The 16232-nt window shown below is 66.8% G+C and carries 12 protein-coding genes; 4 read left to right on the plus strand and 8 right to left on the minus strand.

Annotated elements, in window-relative coordinates; translation table 11 throughout:
• Positions 1 to 15 precede the first annotated feature (15 nt).
• Positions 16 to 210 carry a hypothetical protein gene (locus AC11WY_RS04650; RefSeq protein WP_482923034.1) on the plus strand — a complete coding sequence of 65 codons (195 nt, stop codon included), beginning with the start codon at positions 16 to 18 and terminating at the stop codon, positions 208 to 210.
• Between the two features lie 3 nt (positions 211 to 213).
• Here the strand turns inward: AC11WY_RS04650 and AC11WY_RS04655 are convergent, their stop codons facing one another.
• The 8 genes from AC11WY_RS04655 to AC11WY_RS04690 form a co-directional block, all read right to left on the minus strand.
• Entirely contained in the window at positions 214 to 1089 is an 876-nt protein-coding gene (locus AC11WY_RS04655; RefSeq protein WP_482923036.1) for a dimethyl sulfoxide reductase anchor subunit family protein, read from the minus strand.
• The gene (locus AC11WY_RS04660; RefSeq protein ID WP_482923038.1) at positions 1089 to 1823 is read right to left on the minus strand and encodes a 4Fe-4S dicluster domain-containing protein; all 735 of its coding nucleotides are present in this window, start codon (positions 1821 to 1823) and stop codon (positions 1089 to 1091) included. The genes AC11WY_RS04655 and AC11WY_RS04660 overlap by 1 nt, the downstream gene beginning before the upstream one ends.
• Positions 1820 to 4621 carry a molybdopterin oxidoreductase family protein gene (locus AC11WY_RS04665; RefSeq protein WP_482923040.1) on the minus strand — a complete coding sequence of 934 codons (2802 nt, stop codon included), beginning with the start codon at positions 4619 to 4621 and terminating at the stop codon, positions 1820 to 1822. The genes AC11WY_RS04660 and AC11WY_RS04665 overlap by 4 nt, the downstream gene beginning before the upstream one ends.
• 46 nt (positions 4622 to 4667) lie before the next feature.
• Positions 4668 to 5795: an acetate/propionate family kinase gene (locus AC11WY_RS04670; protein ID WP_482923041.1), complete on the minus strand. Its 1128-nt coding sequence runs from the start codon at positions 5793 to 5795 to the stop codon at positions 4668 to 4670.
• A 7-nt stretch (positions 5796 to 5802) separates the two neighbouring features.
• Positions 5803 to 6537, minus strand: a complete 735-nt coding sequence (locus AC11WY_RS04675; RefSeq protein ID WP_482923043.1) for a sulfite exporter TauE/SafE family protein — start codon at positions 6535 to 6537, stop codon at positions 5803 to 5805.
• A 4-nt stretch (positions 6538 to 6541) separates the two neighbouring features.
• Positions 6542 to 8317 (minus strand): sulfoacetaldehyde acetyltransferase, encoded by a 1776-nt coding sequence (xsc, locus tag AC11WY_RS04680; RefSeq protein ID WP_482923045.1) that lies wholly within the window; start codon positions 8315 to 8317, stop codon positions 6542 to 6544.
• An 81-nt stretch (positions 8318 to 8398) separates the two neighbouring features.
• Positions 8399 to 9871 (minus strand): MocR-like pyridoxine biosynthesis transcription factor PdxR, encoded by a 1473-nt coding sequence (pdxR, locus tag AC11WY_RS04685; RefSeq protein ID WP_482923047.1) that lies wholly within the window; start codon positions 9869 to 9871, stop codon positions 8399 to 8401.
• 247 nt (positions 9872 to 10118) lie between these two features.
• Positions 10119 to 11498: an aminotransferase family protein gene (locus AC11WY_RS04690; protein ID WP_482923049.1), complete on the minus strand. Its 1380-nt coding sequence runs from the start codon at positions 11496 to 11498 to the stop codon at positions 10119 to 10121.
• Between the two features lie 258 nt (positions 11499 to 11756).
• On the opposite strand from AC11WY_RS04690, the gene AC11WY_RS04695 reads away from it, so the two are divergent.
• From AC11WY_RS04695 to AC11WY_RS04705, 3 genes are read left to right on the plus strand one after another with little or no spacing between them, the layout of a single operon-like run.
• Positions 11757 to 12653 carry a taurine ABC transporter substrate-binding protein gene (locus tag AC11WY_RS04695; RefSeq protein ID WP_482923051.1) on the plus strand — a complete coding sequence of 299 codons (897 nt, stop codon included), beginning with the start codon at positions 11757 to 11759 and terminating at the stop codon, positions 12651 to 12653.
• A 58-nt stretch (positions 12654 to 12711) separates the two neighbouring features.
• Positions 12712 to 13827 (plus strand): ATP-binding cassette domain-containing protein, encoded by a 1116-nt coding sequence (locus AC11WY_RS04700; RefSeq protein ID WP_482923053.1) that lies wholly within the window; start codon positions 12712 to 12714, stop codon positions 13825 to 13827.
• Between the two features lie 59 nt (positions 13828 to 13886).
• A complete protein-coding gene (locus AC11WY_RS04705) occupies positions 13887 to 16181 on the plus strand; it encodes a Tex family protein (protein ID WP_482923055.1) in 2295 nt (764 codons plus the stop codon).
• Positions 16182 to 16232: the final 51 nt, after the last annotated feature.

Genomic DNA, 16232 nt, shown 5'->3' on the forward strand with positions numbered 1-16232 from the left:
ACCCGGCTCGCCGGGGTGGCGCAGCCTGCAGACCCGGCGCCGCGCGTCGACTATGCGGCGCTCGCGCGGGTGGGGGCCAGTGCCAAGCGGGCGCTACAGGGCGAGGGGAACTATGACGGGCTTTACCAGCGCCCGGACTCCGACATGCATGCGATCTGGGCGGTCGCGGTCGAGGAGACGCGGGCCGAGATCGAGGGCGGCTGGTTCTAACCGTTACCGCGCGCCATAGTAGAGGCCGACGACATGTTCGGCCTCTGCGAAGAACAGCCAGCGCGCGGCGAAGGCACCGATCAGGTGCAGCATCACGGCGAAGGCGATGGTGGCGACACTGGCGGGCAGGATCAGCAGCGCCAGCGCGGGAAGGACCGCGGCAAACAGGACCGAGATCACCCGCAGGCGCCCGGCATGCTTGCGCCCGACAAGATGGATCATCTCGCGCATCAGGTAGTTGGTGCCGGTATGCGGCGGCTCGAACAGGCGGACCCTGCCGATCCGGCCAAGGCCGGTTGCGGTTTCCATCGTCGAGCCGCGGGCGGCAAAGCTGCCGTCGCCCAGCGCGTAGCCCGCGACCAGCAGCACGGCAAGGATCGCGCAGAGCGCCACGGCCAGATCGGTCATCCCCGACAGGATCGCCCCGCCAGTGAGCGCGAAGGCGAGGAACAGGGCGGGCGTGGTCCAGTGGTTCCAGCGCGGCACGGTCTTGAGCTGTGCATAGATCATCGAGGTGCAATAGACCGTAATCAGGGCCAGCAACGCGCCCGGAAAGCCGAGCGTGGCCGAGGGGAAGCCCGCGAAGATCGCGCCCAGCGCGACCGGCGCCATGATCAGCAGGGTGATGACCGAGGTCCAGGCCTCGCGCGAAAGCCAACTGGTGCGCCACTGGGTGAAGGCACGCAACGCCCGCTGCGGGTTGCCAAGGTGCAGGGTGGAGGCCATCAGGCCGATCACCGCGAACCCGTAGGCGACGCCGTAGATCAGGAAGGCGTTCAGGCCGGTCGGCGCGATGAAGCCGAAGCCGAGATAGGCGAGGAAGCCCAGCCCGAGGCCGGAAAACACCGAAAAGACAATGACGGAGGGGGCGGGATGCATCAGAACTTCTCCAGCAGGCGGTCAAGCCATCCGGCGATGCCGGTCGCTTCCACATCGGCGATGGCGGTCAATGGCTTCGCGGCGGGACGATCCTTGAGGCGCGGCGGCAGGTATTTGTTGACGGGCTTGGTGCCCAGTTCCGGCATCAGGTCCATCCCCCCGCGCGCGGCCACCATCTGGCTGACATCGCTGTCGGGGTCGCCCAGATCGCCGAAATGGCGGGCGTTGGAGGGGCAGGTGCGCACACAGGCGGGCACCCGGTCAACCTCGGGCAGGTTCTGGTTGTAGATGCGGTCGACACAGAGGGTGCATTTCTTCATCACCCCCGCCGCCTGATCCAGTTCGCGCGCGCCATAGGGGCAGGCCCAGGCGCAAAGACCGCAGCCGATGCAGGCGCTTTCGTTCACCAGCACGATGCCGTCTTCGGCGCGCTTGTAGCTGGCGCCGGTGGGGCAGACGGTGACGCAGGGCGCATCCTCGCAGTGCAGACAGGATTTCGGGAAGTGGATCGTCTGCGCCGGGCCCGCGGGGGGCTGCACCTCGAAGCTGTGGACCCGGTTCAGGAAGGTGCCCGAGGGGTCGGCCCCATAGGCATCCATGTCGGAAAGCGGCACGCCGTAGTTTTCGGTGTTCCAGCCTTTGCAGGACGTCACGCAGGCATGGCAGCCCACGCAGATATCAAGGTCGATGACGAGACCAAGCTTCTTCTTGCCCTTGGGTGGAAGTTCGGTCATTTCTCGCCTCCCCACAGGCGGTTCTTCGGCGCTTTGGGCACCGGCGACTTGATCGGCGGGAAATCCGGCAGGGTCTGTTCCAGCGCATCCACCCGCTCGATCTTCACCCGCAGGTCGAACCAGGCCGCCTGTCCGGTGACGGGGTCGGAGTTTGCCCAGCGCAGACCGTCGCCCTTCGGCGGCAGCAGTTCATGGATCAGGTGGTTCAGCAGGAACCCCTTGGTCGCCTCCGGCGCGTCGGTATCCAGCGCCCAGGCGCCCTTGCGTTTGCCGATCGCGTTCCAGGTCCAGATCGTGTGCTCGTTCAGCCCGGCCATCAGCGCAACTGGCACCGTGATGGCGCCATGCGGCGAGGTGACCCGCGCCCAGTCGCCGTCCTTGAAGCCGTGCTGTGTCCAGATCGCGGTCGGCAGGTAAAGCGGGTTGCGGCCGTGGATCTGGCGCAGCCAGGCGTTCTGCGTGCCCCACGAATGGTACATCGCCATCGGCCGCTGGGTCAGCGCGTGGATCGGGTACTCCGTCGCATCATGGTCACCGAAGGGCGCATACCAGATCGGCAACGGGTCCATCGCCTTCTTCAGTTGCGCGCGCAGGTGGTTCGGCGGCTGGCGGCTGCCGTGGCCCTCGGCAGCCAGCTGGAAGCGGCGCATGGGCTCGGAATAGACACTGAAAAGGTAGGGCAGCGGCTTGTCGTACAGGCCGATGCTGACGGCCCAATCCTGATACCCGGCGTTCCAGGGTTTGAAATATTGCGCCCCGTGCGGGACGTGCTCGACCGCAAAGCCGCCATTCTCGATGTAGCGCTTCATCTGGTCGGGGTTCACCGCGCCACGGCCGAAGGAATCGCCGGTGCCACGGAAACCGGCCAGGGGGCCGACGCCGGGGCGGCGTTCGTGGTTGACGATGTAGTCGCCGTAGTCCTTGTACTTCGGCGTGCCGTCGTCCTTCACCATCCCCGGCAGGTCCAGCCGCGCGCCAAGGTCGAGCATCACCGACTGGAAGCCCCGCACATCCCGATCCGGCTCGATCACCGGCCAGCGGATCGCGTCAGCGGCGGCGTCGGCCTCGCAGATCGGGCGATCCAGCAGGCTGATACAGTCGTGCCGTTCAAGGTAGGTCGTGTCGGGCAGGATCAGGTCGGCGTAGGCGACCATTTCCGAGCTATAGGCATCGGAATAGATGATGCGCGGGATCACATACTCGCCGTCCGGCCCCTTGTCGGTCAGCATCTCGATAACCTGTCGGGTGTTCATCGACGAGTTCCAGGCCATGTTGGCCATGTACAAGAGCAGCGTGTCGATCTTGTAGGGATCGCCCGCGTGGGCGTTCGAGATCACCATGTGCATCAGACCATGCGCGGACAGCGGGTTTTCCCACGAGAATGCCTTGTCGATCCGGGCCGGGCTGCCGTCGTCCTTCAATGCCAGATTCTCGGGCCCGCGCGGATAGCCCAGGTGCGGGCCGTCGAGCGGCGCGCCGGGGGTGACCTTGCAATGCGGCACCGGGTGGGCATCAAAGGGCTTGGGGTAGGGCGGCTTGAAGCGGAAGCCGCCGGGGGTTTCGACCGAACCGATCAGGATCTGCAGCACATGCAGGGCGCGGGCGGTCTGGAAGCCGTTGGAGTGCGCCGAAATGCCGCGCATCGCGTGGAAGCTGACCGGGCGGCCGACCATCGTTTCGTGCCGTTCGCCGCGGAAGTCGGTCCACGGCTGTTTCAGCTCGATCGCCTCGTCGAAGGCGACCCGGGCGATCTCGGCGGCCAGCCCCTTGATGCGCGCGGCAGTAATGCCGACGCGGGCCGCGACCGTTTCGGGTGCATATTCGGGCGACAGATAGCGTTCCGCCATGTGCTGGAACACGGTGCGGTGGCCCTGCCACGTTGCCCCCAGATCGGGGCGCACGCCCTTCTGGTCGAACGGCGCGGGTTGGCCGGTGGTGCGGTCGATGAGCAGCATCTTGCCGTCGGAATCCCGCAGGAGCAGACCCTTTTCCGGCCCCTCGGTGCTGTTCACCAGCCCCGCCGAATTGGTCCACATCGCGAGGTAGTCAAGGTCGACCTTGCCCGCCTTCAGCAGCTCGTGGATGATCGACAGGATCATCAGGCCATCGGCCCCGGGCGTGACGCCGTACCAGTCGTCGGCCACCGCGTTGTAGCCCGACCGGATCGGGTTGACCCCGATCACCTTGGCGCCGCGCGTCTTGATCCTGCCGATCCCCATCTTGATCGGGTTGCTGTCATGGTCCTCGGCGACGCCGAACAGGATGAAAAGCTTGGTGTGATCCCAGTCTGGCTGGCCGAATTCCCAGAAGGCGCCGCCCATCGTGTAGATGCCGCCCGCCGCCATGTTGACCGAGCAGAAGCCGCCATGGGCGGCATAGTTCGGCGTACCGTAGCTTTGCGCCCACCACGAGGTGAAGCTTTGCGACTGGTCGCGGCCGGTGAAGAAGGCGAGCTTTTCCGGCGCGGTTTCGCGCAGCGGTTTCAGCCAGCCGACGGCGGTCTGGAACGCCTCTTCCCACGAGATTTCCTCGAATTCACCTGACCCGCGCGGGCCGACGCGCTTCAGCGGTGACCGCAGGCGCGAGGGCGCGGTGACCTGCATGATGCCGGAAGACCCCTTGGCGCAGAGCACGCCCTTGTTCACCGGGTGGTCGCGGTTGCCCTCGATATAGGCGACCTTGCCGCCTTTCATGTGCACGTTGATTCCGCAACGGCAGGCACACATGTAACAGGTTGTCTTGCGGACCTCGTCGGAGACGTGCGGCGAGGTATCAAGGACGGGCTGGCGGTAGGTCATCGACGGCTCGCTTCTGGTCGCGGTTCAGGATGCTCAGAGGAATATCCTACTGAGCGAGGACATTCTGCGCTATGGTTTGTTCTTCATATGCCAAAACTTTCCAGATTGCGACGGGGCTTTTTTGGGCATGGAGTCGCGTCGCGTGCGCAGCATTCGCGACAGGATCGAGTTCGACCCCAAGCCAGCCCAGCCCCTGCACGATGGCGCCCCGGACCCGGGACGAATGTTCACCGATACCGCCCGTGAAGGCAATTGCATCCAGCCCCCCCATCGCGGCAATGGCCGATCCGGCGTGGCGGACAGCCCAGTAGCAGAAATGACGGATCGCCAAATCGGCCTCTGCCGTTCCCGCCGCCTCCAGCACGTGCATGTCGGAGGCGCCGCCCAGCGCCTTCAGCCCGCTGTCGCGGTTCAACAGGCTCTCCGCCGCCTCAATGCCGTAATCCCGCGCCAGTCGCAGGACGGCCATTCCGTCAATCTCGCCGGTCCGGGTGCCCATCGTCAGCCCGTCGAGCGGCGAATAGCCCATCGAGTTCGCGACCGATTGCCCGTTTCGGATCGCACAGAGCGAGGCACCGTTGCCAAGGTGCAGCGCCAACAGTCTCTGTGGCAGCGGATTTCCGGTCAGATCCGGCAGCCGCGCCACCAACCCGGCGTAGGAAATGCCGTGAAAGCCGTAGCGCCGGATGCCCTTCGCGTCTTCGGCGGCGGGAAGCGCGTAGCGCAACGCCTCTTCGGGGTTGGTGGCGTGAAAAGCGGTGTCGAAGCTGGCATATTGCGGCAGGCCAGGGGCCAGATCGTCGATCGCGCGGATGGCGGAAAGGTTGTGCGGGTTGTGCAGGGGGGCCAACGGGATGCAGGCCGCGATTTCCGCCTCGACCGCGGGCGTCACGCGGCAGGGCGCCAGCAGGTGGCGCCCGCCGTGCACCACCCGGTGCGCGGCGGCGTGCAGGTCTGTGACCGGGTGACCCGCTGCCGCCAGCGCGCCGAGCAGCGCCGCCAGCGCGGCGAGGTGGTCGGGGGCCGAGACCGGAACGGTCTTCGCGCCCACGCGCAGGGCGGAAACACCGCCGATTTCGGTGACGGCGGCGGAGAGGATCGCGACGAGATCCTCGCCGAACAGCACGACCTTGATCGAGGAGGAGCCGGCATTGACGACTAGGATCTTCTTCATCGCGCCCCTACCCCAGTGACCGCAGCAGCCCCAGCACCGATAGCACGGCCAGAAGCCCGATGGCCATCTTGCGAAACCCCTGCGGCGAGGCGGCGAGGAAGTGCCGCCCCCCGGCCCAGAGGCCAAGCGCGATCACCGGCAGTGCCAACACCGCGCTGAGCAGCGTGGCATGGGTGACCAGCCCGGCGCGGGCAAAGAGCGGCAGCGCCAGCAGGTCAATCAGCGTCAGGTAGGCCACCATCGTGGCGCGGAACACCGGCGCGGCGATCGGCTGTGCGGCAAGGAAGGCCGCCACCGGCAACCCGCCGACGGCCGCGCCGTTGCAGATACCCGACAAGAGCCCGACGCCGACCTGCCCGGCCGGGCCGACACGACTGCGGATCGTCCAGCCGGTCAGCAGGATCAGGCAGAACGACAGGATCACCACCGAAATCGCCAAACGGGCCCGATCGAGCCCGATTTCGGCAAGGATAGAGACTGAAAACGGCATGGTGACCGCTGCGCCGACCAGCATCGTGACCACCCGCCGCCAGTCGATCAGCCGCCAGACCCCGCGCGCCTGCACGATGGTCATCGACAGTTCGCACAGGAACATCACCGGGATGAAGGGACGCGGGTCGGTGATCAGACTGGCGCAAGCGATGCTGAGCGCGGAAAAGCCGAAGCCGGAATAGCCGCGCACGAAGGACGCGACCAGAACGGTCGCGGCCAGCGCTGCAAACTGCCACGGCTCCAGGCCCATGCCGTCAGGCGCCTGCCTGCGGCCGCATATCCTCGCGCCGGATGCCCGCAACGGCGACCGGCTTCTTCATCGCGTCACGGCGGAAAGGCTCGCCGAGTTCCTGATTGAGCAGCACTTCGATGAAGGTCGTCTTGCCCGCCATCTGCGCCTTGATCGCGGTGTCGAGCGCCTCTGTCAGTTCATCCATGCTGTGAACCTGCACACCCGCCAGCCCGCAAGACAGCGCGATGCCGGCATAACTGACGTTCGGGTTCAACTCTGTGCCAACGAAGTTGTCGTCGAACCACAGGGTGGTGTTCCGCTTTTCGGCGCCCCACTGGTAGTTGCGGAAGATCACCATCGTGATGGCGGGCCAGTCGCCGCGCCCCACGGTGACCATTTCGTTCATCGAGATGCCGAAGGCGCCATCGCCCGCGAAGCCCACCACCGGCACGTCCGGTTTGCCGATCTTGGCGCCGGTGATCGCCGGAAAGCCGTAGCCGCAGGGGCCAAAGAGACCCGGCGCCAGGTATTTCCGCCCGGCCTCGAAGGTCGGGTAGGCGTTGCCGATGGCGCAATTGTTGCCGATGTCGGACGAGATGATCGCGTCTTTCGGCAAGCTGCGCTGGATCGCCCGCCAAGCCATCCGCGGGCTCATCTTCTCCGGCTCACGGCCGCGCGCCCGCTCGTTCCAGCTGGTGCCGGGGTCGTCGTCCTCATGGTCCATCGAGGACAATTGCTGCGCCCAGGCGGATTTGGTCTGCGCGATCCTCGCCTTCCGCTCGGCCCGCCCGGCATCGCCCGCCGTGGCCGAAAGCTGCGCCAGAAGGCTCTGTGCCACCTTGTTTGCATCGCCGACGATGCCGACGCTGACCGGCTTGGTCAACCCGATCCGATCGGGGTTCAGGTCGACCTGAATGATCGCGGCGCCGTTCGGCCAGTAGTCGATGCCATAGCCCGGCAGGGTCGAGAACGGATTGAGCCGCGTGCCCAACGCCAGCACCACATCGGCCTGCGCGATCAATTCCATCGCCGCCTTGGACCCGTTGTATCCCAGCGGCCCGGCGAACAGCGGATGCGAGCCGGGGAAAGCGTCGTTGTGCTGATAGCCGCAGCAGACCGGCGCATCGAGCCGTTCCGCCAGCCGCATCGAGGCCGGAATCGCCCCCGCCAGCACGACGCCCGCGCCGTTCAGAATCACCGGGAACTTCGCCGCCGACAGCAGCGCCGCCGCCCGCGCGATGGCCTCGGCGCCCCCCTCGGGGCGCTCGAACTCCACCGCCCGGGGCAACTCGATGTCGATCTCCTGCGTCCAGTAATCGCGCGGCACGTTGATCTGCGCCGGGGCGCTCGCCCGCTTTGCCTTCAGGATCACGCGGTTCAGCACCTCGGCGATGCGGGAAGGATCGCGCACCTCTTCCTGATAGGCCACCATGTCCTTGAACAGCGCCATCTGTTCGACTTCCTGAAAGCCGCCCTGCCCGATGGTCTTGTTGGCGGCCTGCGGCGTGACCAGCAGCAGCGGCGTATGGTTCCAGTAGGCGGTCTTCACCGGGGTCACGAAATTGGTGATGCCGGGGCCGTTCTGCGCCACCATCATGCTCATCTTGCCGGTGGCGCGGGTGTAGCCATCGGCCATCATGCCGGCGTTGCACTCATGCGCGCAGTCCCAGAACGTGATGCCGGCGGCCGGAAAAAGGTCGGAGATCGGCATCATGGCCGAGCCGATGATACCGAAGGCATGTTCGATGCCGTGCATCTGAAGGACTTTGACAAAGGCCTCTTCGGTCGTCATGCGCATCGTGATCTCTCCCTGTCGAACGTCGGCCCCTACCCGGTCTAACCCCCGCGGGGCCGGGCCGGTTAGGGCCAGCCGCGATGCCTATCTAGGTCCAGTTGTCGCCAGCGCCTGCGCGATCAGCGCGATCCCCTCGCCGATCCGCCCGTGCGGGATCGAGGAATAGGCCAGCCGGTAGGTGTTGGCGGGCGCCGAAGCGGGGTCGAAAAACAGCCGCCCCGGCTCGATCAGCACGCCATCGCGGCGCAAATCCTGCGACAACAGGGTCGTATCCACCCCCTCCGGCGCGGCCATCCAGAAGCTGGAGCCACCAAAGCCGCCGGGGCCCGCCAACGTCAGCCCCTCGGCGCGGATCGCCTCGTCCATCGCCATCCGCCGCCGCTTGTAGGCCTGCGCCATCCGGTTCAGCAGCGCGTCGTAATGGCCAAGCGACAGGAAATAGGCGACGGTGCGCTGGATATGGCCCGGCGGATGCCGCAGCACGGCGGCGCGCAGCGCGCGGGCCTCGCGGATGAAGTCTTCCGAACCCACGAGGTAGCCAAGCCGCAACCCGGGAAACAGCGATTTGGAGAACGAACCGACGTAGATCACCCGCCCCTCCTCATCGAGCGACTTCAGCGCGGGGGAGGAGGCTTTCAGGAACGACATCTCGAATTCGTAATCGTCTTCGACGATCAGGAAATCCTCGCGCGCCGCCCGTTGCAACAGTTCGATCCGGCGGTTCATCGGCATGGTGGCGTTGGTCGGGCAGTGATGGCTGGCGGTGGTGAAGACCACGTCCACCCCCTCGGGCAGCGCCTCGGGCGGCAACCCGCCCGCGTCGACATCGACGGAAACCGTGTGGCAACTGGTTTGGCCCAGGATGGTGCGCAAGCCGGGGTAACAGGGATTCTCCATCGCCGCGGTGCGCTGAGGCGTCAGCAGCACCTGCGCCGCCAGCCAGAGCGCGTTCTGCGCGCCCAGCGTCAGCAGAATCTCCTGCGGCCGGGCACTGATGCCGCGCCGGGGCAGGATCGCGCGGGCGATGTATTCGATCAGCATCGGATCGTCCTGCTCGTAATAATCCGCTGTCAGCGCCTCGAAATCCCGCTTGCCCAGCGCCCGCAGCGCGCATTGGCGCCAGTTCTGGTGGTCGAACAGTGTCGCATCCGCCTGACCGTAGATGAACGGGAAGGGATAGCTGCGCCAGTCTGTGGGCCGGGTCAGGAACACCTGGGTGGAATGGCGGTTGCCCGTCACCCGTGCCCAGTCCACCGTTTCGCGCCGGGGGATAAGGACCGGCGGAAACGCCGGCTGCCGTGGCGCGCTGTCCGAGACGAAGTAGCCCGACCGCCCGCGCGAGGTCAGATAGTCGCCCGCCACCAGTTCGGTATAGGCCAGCGTCACGGTGATCCGGCTGACGCCCAGATGCGCGGCCAGTTTGCGGCTGGAGGGCAGCCTGTCGCCGGGCCGGAACCGGCCGGTCACGATGCCCTCGGCCACCATCTGCTGGATCTGCTGCTGCAGCGTGCCAAGCGCACCGGGCACCAGGAAGAAGGTCTCGGCCGAGATCGCCATGCTGGACCTATCGGGCTGGAAAACTGGACCGATCGCAGCCTGACCGATCGGCGCCGCGCGGTCAATCCTCGCCAGCGTCTCGCGTCCCCGACCCGCGCCCTGTCGGGGTTTCGGAACATCGGCATACCGAAACTGCACCGATTTCGCACCGATTTCGCACCGACGTGGACACCGAAAACTGCGCCGCTTCTTCTGTTCCCAAGTATCCCGGGGGGACCCGCAGGCGGGGGGCAGCGCCCCCTCTTCCTTACCCGAACACCCGGCCCAGCGCGCCGTCGATGGCATCGGTGATCTGGTCGATATCGTCCGGCGTCGCGATCAGTGCCGGGCTGAGGCAGAGGGTATTGTTGAATCCGGCGATCGACCGGTTGGTGACGCCGATGATCACGCCCTGCCCCATGCAGTCGGCTACCACGGCCTGCGCCAGCTTTTCGGCCACAGGCTCCTTCGTGGTCCGATCCGCCACCAGTTCGGCGCCGCAGAACAGGCCTTTGCCGCGCACGTCGCCGACCACGGCGTGCTTGTCCATCAGCGCGTGCAGGTTGCCCATCAGCCGCGCGCCCATCGCCAGCGTGTTGGCCAGCAGCCCCTCATCCTCGATGATGCGCATGTTTTCCAGCGCGGCGGCAGGGCCCGAGGTGCAGCCGCCGAAGGTGGAAATATCGCGGAAGTAGGATAGCGGGTCGGCGGCATCGTCCTTGAACATCTCGAACACCGCCTCGGTGGTGACGGTGCAGGAGATCGCGGCGTAGCCGGAGGCAACGCCCTTGGCCATCGTCACGAAGTCAGGCTGGATGCCATAGTGCTGATAGCCGAACCACTCGCCGGTGCGCCCGACGCCACAGACGACCTCGTCGATATGGATCAGGATGTTGTGCTTGCGACAGATGTCCTGCACGCGGTCCCAGTATCCTTCCGGCGGGGTGATGACGCCGCCGCCCGCCGTCACCGGCTCAAGGCAGATCGCGCCGATGGTGTCGGCGCCCTCGCGCAGGATGACCTCTTCGATGGCATCGGCGGCGCGTTGGCCGTAGTTCGACCCGTCCCATTGCGCGCGGTATTCGAGGCAGTGCGGCACTTGGATGAAGCCAGGCGTGAACGGGCCATAGAGCGCGTTGCGCTCTGGCTGACCGCCCGCCGAGAGGCAGGTGATGGTGGTGCCGTGGTAGTCACGCTCGCGATACAGGATTTTCGATTTGCGTCCGCCGTGATGGCGCGCCGAAATCTGGCGGACCATCTTGAACACCTTCTCGTTCGCCTCGGAGCCGGAGTTCGAGTAGTAGACCCGGCTCATCCCCGGCATCTTCTCGATCAGGCGCCGGGCAAAGCGGGCGCCGGGAATCGACCCTGCGCTGCCGGCAAAGTAGTTCAGCTTGATCAACTGGTCGCGCACCGCGTTGGCGATGCTTTCGCGACCATAGCCGACGTTGACCGTCCAGACCCCGCCCGACACGGCATCGAGGTGTTCCTTGCCGCGTGCATCCCAGACCCGCATCCCCTTGCCTTCCACCATGATGCGCGGGTCCACCGTTTCGAACGGTTTGTGCTGGATCAGGTGGTGCCAGACATGAGCGCGGTCGGCCGCGATGACGTCGGAAATGTCGTTCTGGTGGAGCGTGCTGTCCATGATGGTCTTCCGTCTGCGGGCGGGTTGCGGGATCGTTGCACATCATCACGCGCGCGCGCCGCCCTGTAGGGCCAGAGCGGTGCCCCCTGTAAGGCCAGAGCGGTGCCTCCCGTCCCGCCGGTCCGCCCGTTTTCGGGCCGGACCGCAACCGGACTGGACCGGTTCCATCATTTGCAACTGGACCTAAACCCATGCGGAACCAGGCTCCACAGTATCGGGACAAGAAATCGAAAAACCGATCCATCAGGGAGGCCGCGCATGAAACGATCCAAACCGACGGGCCTGCTTCCGGGAACCGCGCTGATCGCCGGGGCGCAGAGCGCGCTGGCCGAGGACCGGATCACCATCGCCTGTTTCCTCGAATGGGCGATGCCGTTCGAATATGCCAAGGCGACCGGAGACATGGAAAAGGCGATGGGGGTCAAGATCAACTGGCGCGCCTTCGACACCGGCACCGCGATAAGTGCCGCGATGGCCTCGGCGGGCCAGGATTTGCAGGTCGTCGATGTGGCGGTCAGCTATTCCGGCAACGACAACTGCGTGGTGTCGGACAAGCTGGAGATCACCAAGGACAAAGTGAAGGAACCGGCGGGCAAGAAGATCGCGGTGCCGATCGGGACGGCAGCGAAGGATGACTTCCTCAAGCAGATGGCGCGTTTCGGGGTCGATACCTCGGGGATGCAGATCGTCGACATGGCGTGCGGCTTTGGCGGCGGCTTGCAGCCGATGGAAGAGCACGGCCACGTGCTGATGACCGGGGCCGAGAAGGACGCGATCGGGCTCCGTGTCTACGACGTGATCTCGGCGCCTGCGAAATTCGTCGATGCCAAGCCGGAACTGGTGACGAAGTTCCTGAAGGTGATGCACGCGATGAACGACAAGTGGAACTCGGGTGACGCCGCGCAGGCCGAGATGCTGCCGGTGATCGCCAAGGACGCGGGGATGGACCTGGCCGCGGCGAAGTCGATGCTGGCAGGTTTCAGCTTTCCCAGCCTCGCCGACGATCTGGGCCCGGTCTGGATGGGCGGCGGCGTGGCGACCAATCTGAAGGACGTGGCCGACTTCTTCGTGAAAACCGGCAACGTGCCGAAAGCGCGCGACAGCTATACCGACGCCGTGAACCTCGGGCCGCTAAAGGCTGTTCAGGGCATGTGATCCTCCCGGCCGGGCGGCGCTTCGGTGCCGCCCGGTCCGTCGCGACCAAGGGGGAACCATGTCCGGCTTGTCCATCCAGAACATCTCGATGCGCTTCGACCTGCCCAACCGGGTGTCGGTGCAGGCGCTCAAGAACGTCTCGCTTGAGCTGAAACAGGGCGACTTGCTGTCGGTGCCGGGGCCTTCGGGCTGCGGCAAGACCACGCTCTTGAACATCCTCGCCGGGTTTCTGGCGCCGACCGAGGGCAAGGTGGTGCTCGACGGCAAGTCCGTGCACGGGCCGGGGCGCGACATCGGCCCGGCCTCGTTCAGCGACACGATGAAGGATGCCAGTGGCGCCAGCGCGGACGGCCGCGTCGATGTGACGGTCTACCCCGTGGGGCAGGAGCCGAAGCAGCCCGATGCCGCCCCCGCCACCGGCTTTGCGCCCAACATCGTGGCCGATGTGGCGGCCTGGCGGACGGTGCTGATCCGCAACAAGGGGCCCGAAGGCGCGCAGGTAGTGGCGATCGACGACCAGCCCGTGACGGTGGACACGCCGCTGCGGATGGCGCACGGCAACGTGACGCTGACCTCGCATGGCTCGTTCAACTTCTACCCCGATGCGGGCATGCAGATGGAGCCGATCCGGCTGCCCGCGCCCGAGGCCGTGGTGGCGCGGTTCTTTCAGGTCGCGGCGAACGGCTACCAGAACGTCTCGCTCTGGGATCACGTCTCGGCCTCGCTGATGCGGGTGCTGGCGGGGTTTGTGCCGGGGTCGCTGATCGGCATCCCGCTGGGTTATGCGATGGGGCTGTCGGGCTGGGTCCGGGGCTGGTTCGACCCGATCATGGAGTTCATGTGGCCGGTGCCTCCGCTGGCCCTGATCCCGCTGGTCATCATCCGGTTCGGCATCTGGGAGACCGGCAAGATCGTGCTGCTGTTCCTTGCCGCGCTCTGGATCATGGTGATCGCGGCGCGGGTGGCGATGGGGGTCTGCTGGGGCACCGTGGTGGCGGTGGAACTGGTCGCCGCGCAAAAGGGTGCGGGGATGATGATCATCGTCGCGTCGAAGTTCCAGCTGACCGACCTTGTGGTGATGGGGATCATCCTGATCGGGGTGATCGGCTACGGCATCGACATCCTGATGCGGGTGGCCGAGAAGTATCTGGTGCCGTGGAAAGGCCGCGGCTGAGGGGCTTGGCGGGCGCGGCGCGGGCGGCTAAGGTCAGCCTCCCCTGACCCGAGGCCGCCATGACCCAAGACCCCGCCCGCCGCATTGCGCAACAGATCGCCGCCGAGATCAACGCCCGGCCCGATCAGGTGACGGCGACGGTAGCGCTGCTGGACGGCGGCGCCACGGTGCCCTTCGTCGCGCGCTACCGCAAGGAGGCGACCGGCGGGCTGGACGATACCCAACTGCGCACCCTGGCCGAGCGGCTGGCCTATCTGCGCGAGCTTGAGGCGCGGCGGGGAACGATTCTGGGCTCGATCCGCGATCAGGGCAAGCTGACCCCGGCGCTGGAGGCGCAGGTGGCGGGTGCGGTGACCAAGGCCGAGCTTGAGGATATCTACCTGCCCTACAAGCCCAAGCGGCGGACGCGGGCGATGATCGCGCGGGAAAACGGCCTCGGGCCGCTGGCGGCGGCCATTCTGGCGGATCGGTCGGTGGAGCCTGCCGCTGTTGCGGCAGGGTATCTGAGCGAGGCGGTGCCGGACGTGAAAGCCGCGCTGGACGGCGCGCGCGACATCGTGGCCGAGGGGCTGGCGGAGGACGCCGCGCTGCTGGGACGGTTGCGCGGCCACATGCGCAAGGTGGCGCGGCTGGCGGCGCGCGGGATCGAGGGGAAAGAGGCCGAAGGGGCCAAGTTTCGAGACTATTTCATCCATTCCGAGCCTTGGGCAAGCGTGCCGAGCCACCGCGCGCTGGCCATGCTGCGTGGCCGCAACGATGGCATCCTGAGTGTCGATCTGGAGATCGAGCCCGAGGCCGCGCCGGGCCAGAGCGAGGCCGAACGACTGGTGCGTGGTGCGCTGATGGTGGCGGGCAAGGCGCCGGGCGACCGCTGGCTGGCCGAGGTGGCGGGCTGGACGTGGCGGGTGAAGCTGCGGCTTTCCCTGACGCTCGACCTGATGGGCGAGATGCGCGAAGCCGCCGAGGCCGAGGCGATCCGGGTGTTCGCGCGCAACCTGAAGGATCTGCTGCTGGCGGCCCCGGCAGGCGGCAAGGCGACGATGGGGCTGGACCCCGGCATCCGCACCGGGGTCAAGGTGGCGGTGGTCGATGGCACCGGCAAGCTGGTGGCGACGGCAACCGTTTATCCGTTCCAGCCCAAGAACGATCTGCGTGGCGCGATGGCCGGGATTGCCAGCCTGATCCGCCAGCACAGGGTCGAATTGATCGCCATCGGCAACGGCACGGCGAGCCGCGAAACCGAGAAGATGGTGGCCGACGTGCTGGTCCTGCTGCCCGAGCCGAAGCCTGCCAAGGTGGTGGTGTCGGAGGCGGGCGCCTCGGTCTATTCCGCCTCGGAACTTGGGGCGCAGGAGTTTCCCGACCTGGATGTGTCCTTGCGCGGTGCCGTGTCGATTGCGCGCCGGTTGCAGGATCCGCTGGCGGAACTGGTGAAGATCGAGCCGAAGTCGATCGGCGTCGGCCAGTATCAGCACGACGTCGACCAGCACCATCTGGGCCGCAGCCTGGAAGCAGTGGTGGAGGATGCGGTGAACGCGGTGGGGGTGGACCTGAACACCGCCTCGGCGCCGCTGCTGGCGCGGGTGTCGGGCGTGGGCCCGTCGCTGGCGGGCGCGATCGTGGCGCACCGCGATGCCAACGGGGCGTTCGCGACGCGCAAGGAGCTGCTGAAGGTCGCCCGCCTTGGACCGCGCGCGTTCGAGCAATGCGCGGGGTTTTTGCGGATTCGGGCGGGAACAGAGCCACTTGATGCCTCGGCGGTGCACCCCGAGGCCTACGACCTCGCCCGTCGCATCGTGAAGGCCTGCGGGCGCGATCTGCGTGAGGTGCAGGCGGAACCGGCGAAGCTGCGCGCGCTCGACCCCGCCGCGTTCGCGGATGCCCGCTTCGGCCTGCCCACGGTGAAGGACATCCTGACCGAGCTTGAGAAACCGGGCCGCGACCCGCGCCCGGGGTTTCGCACCGCGAGCTTTGCCGACGGGGTCGAACAGATCGGCGACCTGAAGCCGGGAATGTTGCTGGAAGGCACGGTGACCAACGTCGCAGCCTTCGGCGCCTTCGTGGATATCGGCGTGCATCAGGATGGGCTGGTGCATGTCAGCCAGCTGGCCGACCGCTTTGTGAAAGACCCGCATGAGGTGGTGAAGGCGGGCGACGTGGTGAAGGTGCGCGTGGTCGAGGTGGACGTGGCGCGCAAGCGGATCGGCCTGACGATGCGCAAGCAGGGCGGCGTGCCCGAACCGCGCGACCCGAAGGGGCCGCCGGGCCGGGCGGCGCCGCGTCAACCGGAACCGAAGGCCCCCGAGGCGGGTGGCTTCGGCACCGCGCTGCGCGATGCGATGAACCGGCGCTGAGCCCGGAAAACCCGGACAATTCGAGCAGTTAAACGCCCGTTCACCGCGCTC

The organism is Solirhodobacter sp., from assembly GCF_964715405.1.

What these genes read in the sequence shown, in the direction of transcription:
- AC11WY_RS04665 (WP_482923040.1), bottom strand. Translation starts at nt 4,621, where the DNA reads ATGACCTACCGCCAGCCCGTCCTTGATACCTCGCCGCACGTCTCCGAC.
- AC11WY_RS04700 (WP_482923053.1), top strand. Translation starts at nt 12,712, where the DNA reads ATGTCCGGCTTGTCCATCCAGAACATCTCGATGCGCTTCGACCTGCCC.
- AC11WY_RS04705 (WP_482923055.1), top strand. Translation starts at nt 13,887, where the DNA reads ATGACCCAAGACCCCGCCCGCCGCATTGCGCAACAGATCGCCGCCGAG.
- AC11WY_RS04675 (WP_482923043.1), bottom strand. Translation starts at nt 6,537, where the DNA reads ATGGGCCTGGAGCCGTGGCAGTTTGCAGCGCTGGCCGCGACCGTTCTG.
- AC11WY_RS04695 (WP_482923051.1), top strand. Translation starts at nt 11,757, where the DNA reads ATGAAACGATCCAAACCGACGGGCCTGCTTCCGGGAACCGCGCTGATC.
- AC11WY_RS04660 (WP_482923038.1), bottom strand. Translation starts at nt 1,823, where the DNA reads ATGACCGAACTTCCACCCAAGGGCAAGAAGAAGCTTGGTCTCGTCATC.
- AC11WY_RS04670 (WP_482923041.1), bottom strand. Translation starts at nt 5,795, where the DNA reads ATGAAGAAGATCCTAGTCGTCAATGCCGGCTCCTCCTCGATCAAGGTC.
- AC11WY_RS04655 (WP_482923036.1), bottom strand. Translation starts at nt 1,089, where the DNA reads ATGCATCCCGCCCCCTCCGTCATTGTCTTTTCGGTGTTTTCCGGCCTC.
- AC11WY_RS04690 (WP_482923049.1), bottom strand. Translation starts at nt 11,498, where the DNA reads ATGGACAGCACGCTCCACCAGAACGACATTTCCGACGTCATCGCGGCC.
- pdxR (WP_482923047.1), bottom strand. Translation starts at nt 9,871, where the DNA reads ATGGCGATCTCGGCCGAGACCTTCTTCCTGGTGCCCGGTGCGCTTGGC.
- xsc (WP_482923045.1), bottom strand. Translation starts at nt 8,317, where the DNA reads ATGCGCATGACGACCGAAGAGGCCTTTGTCAAAGTCCTTCAGATGCAC.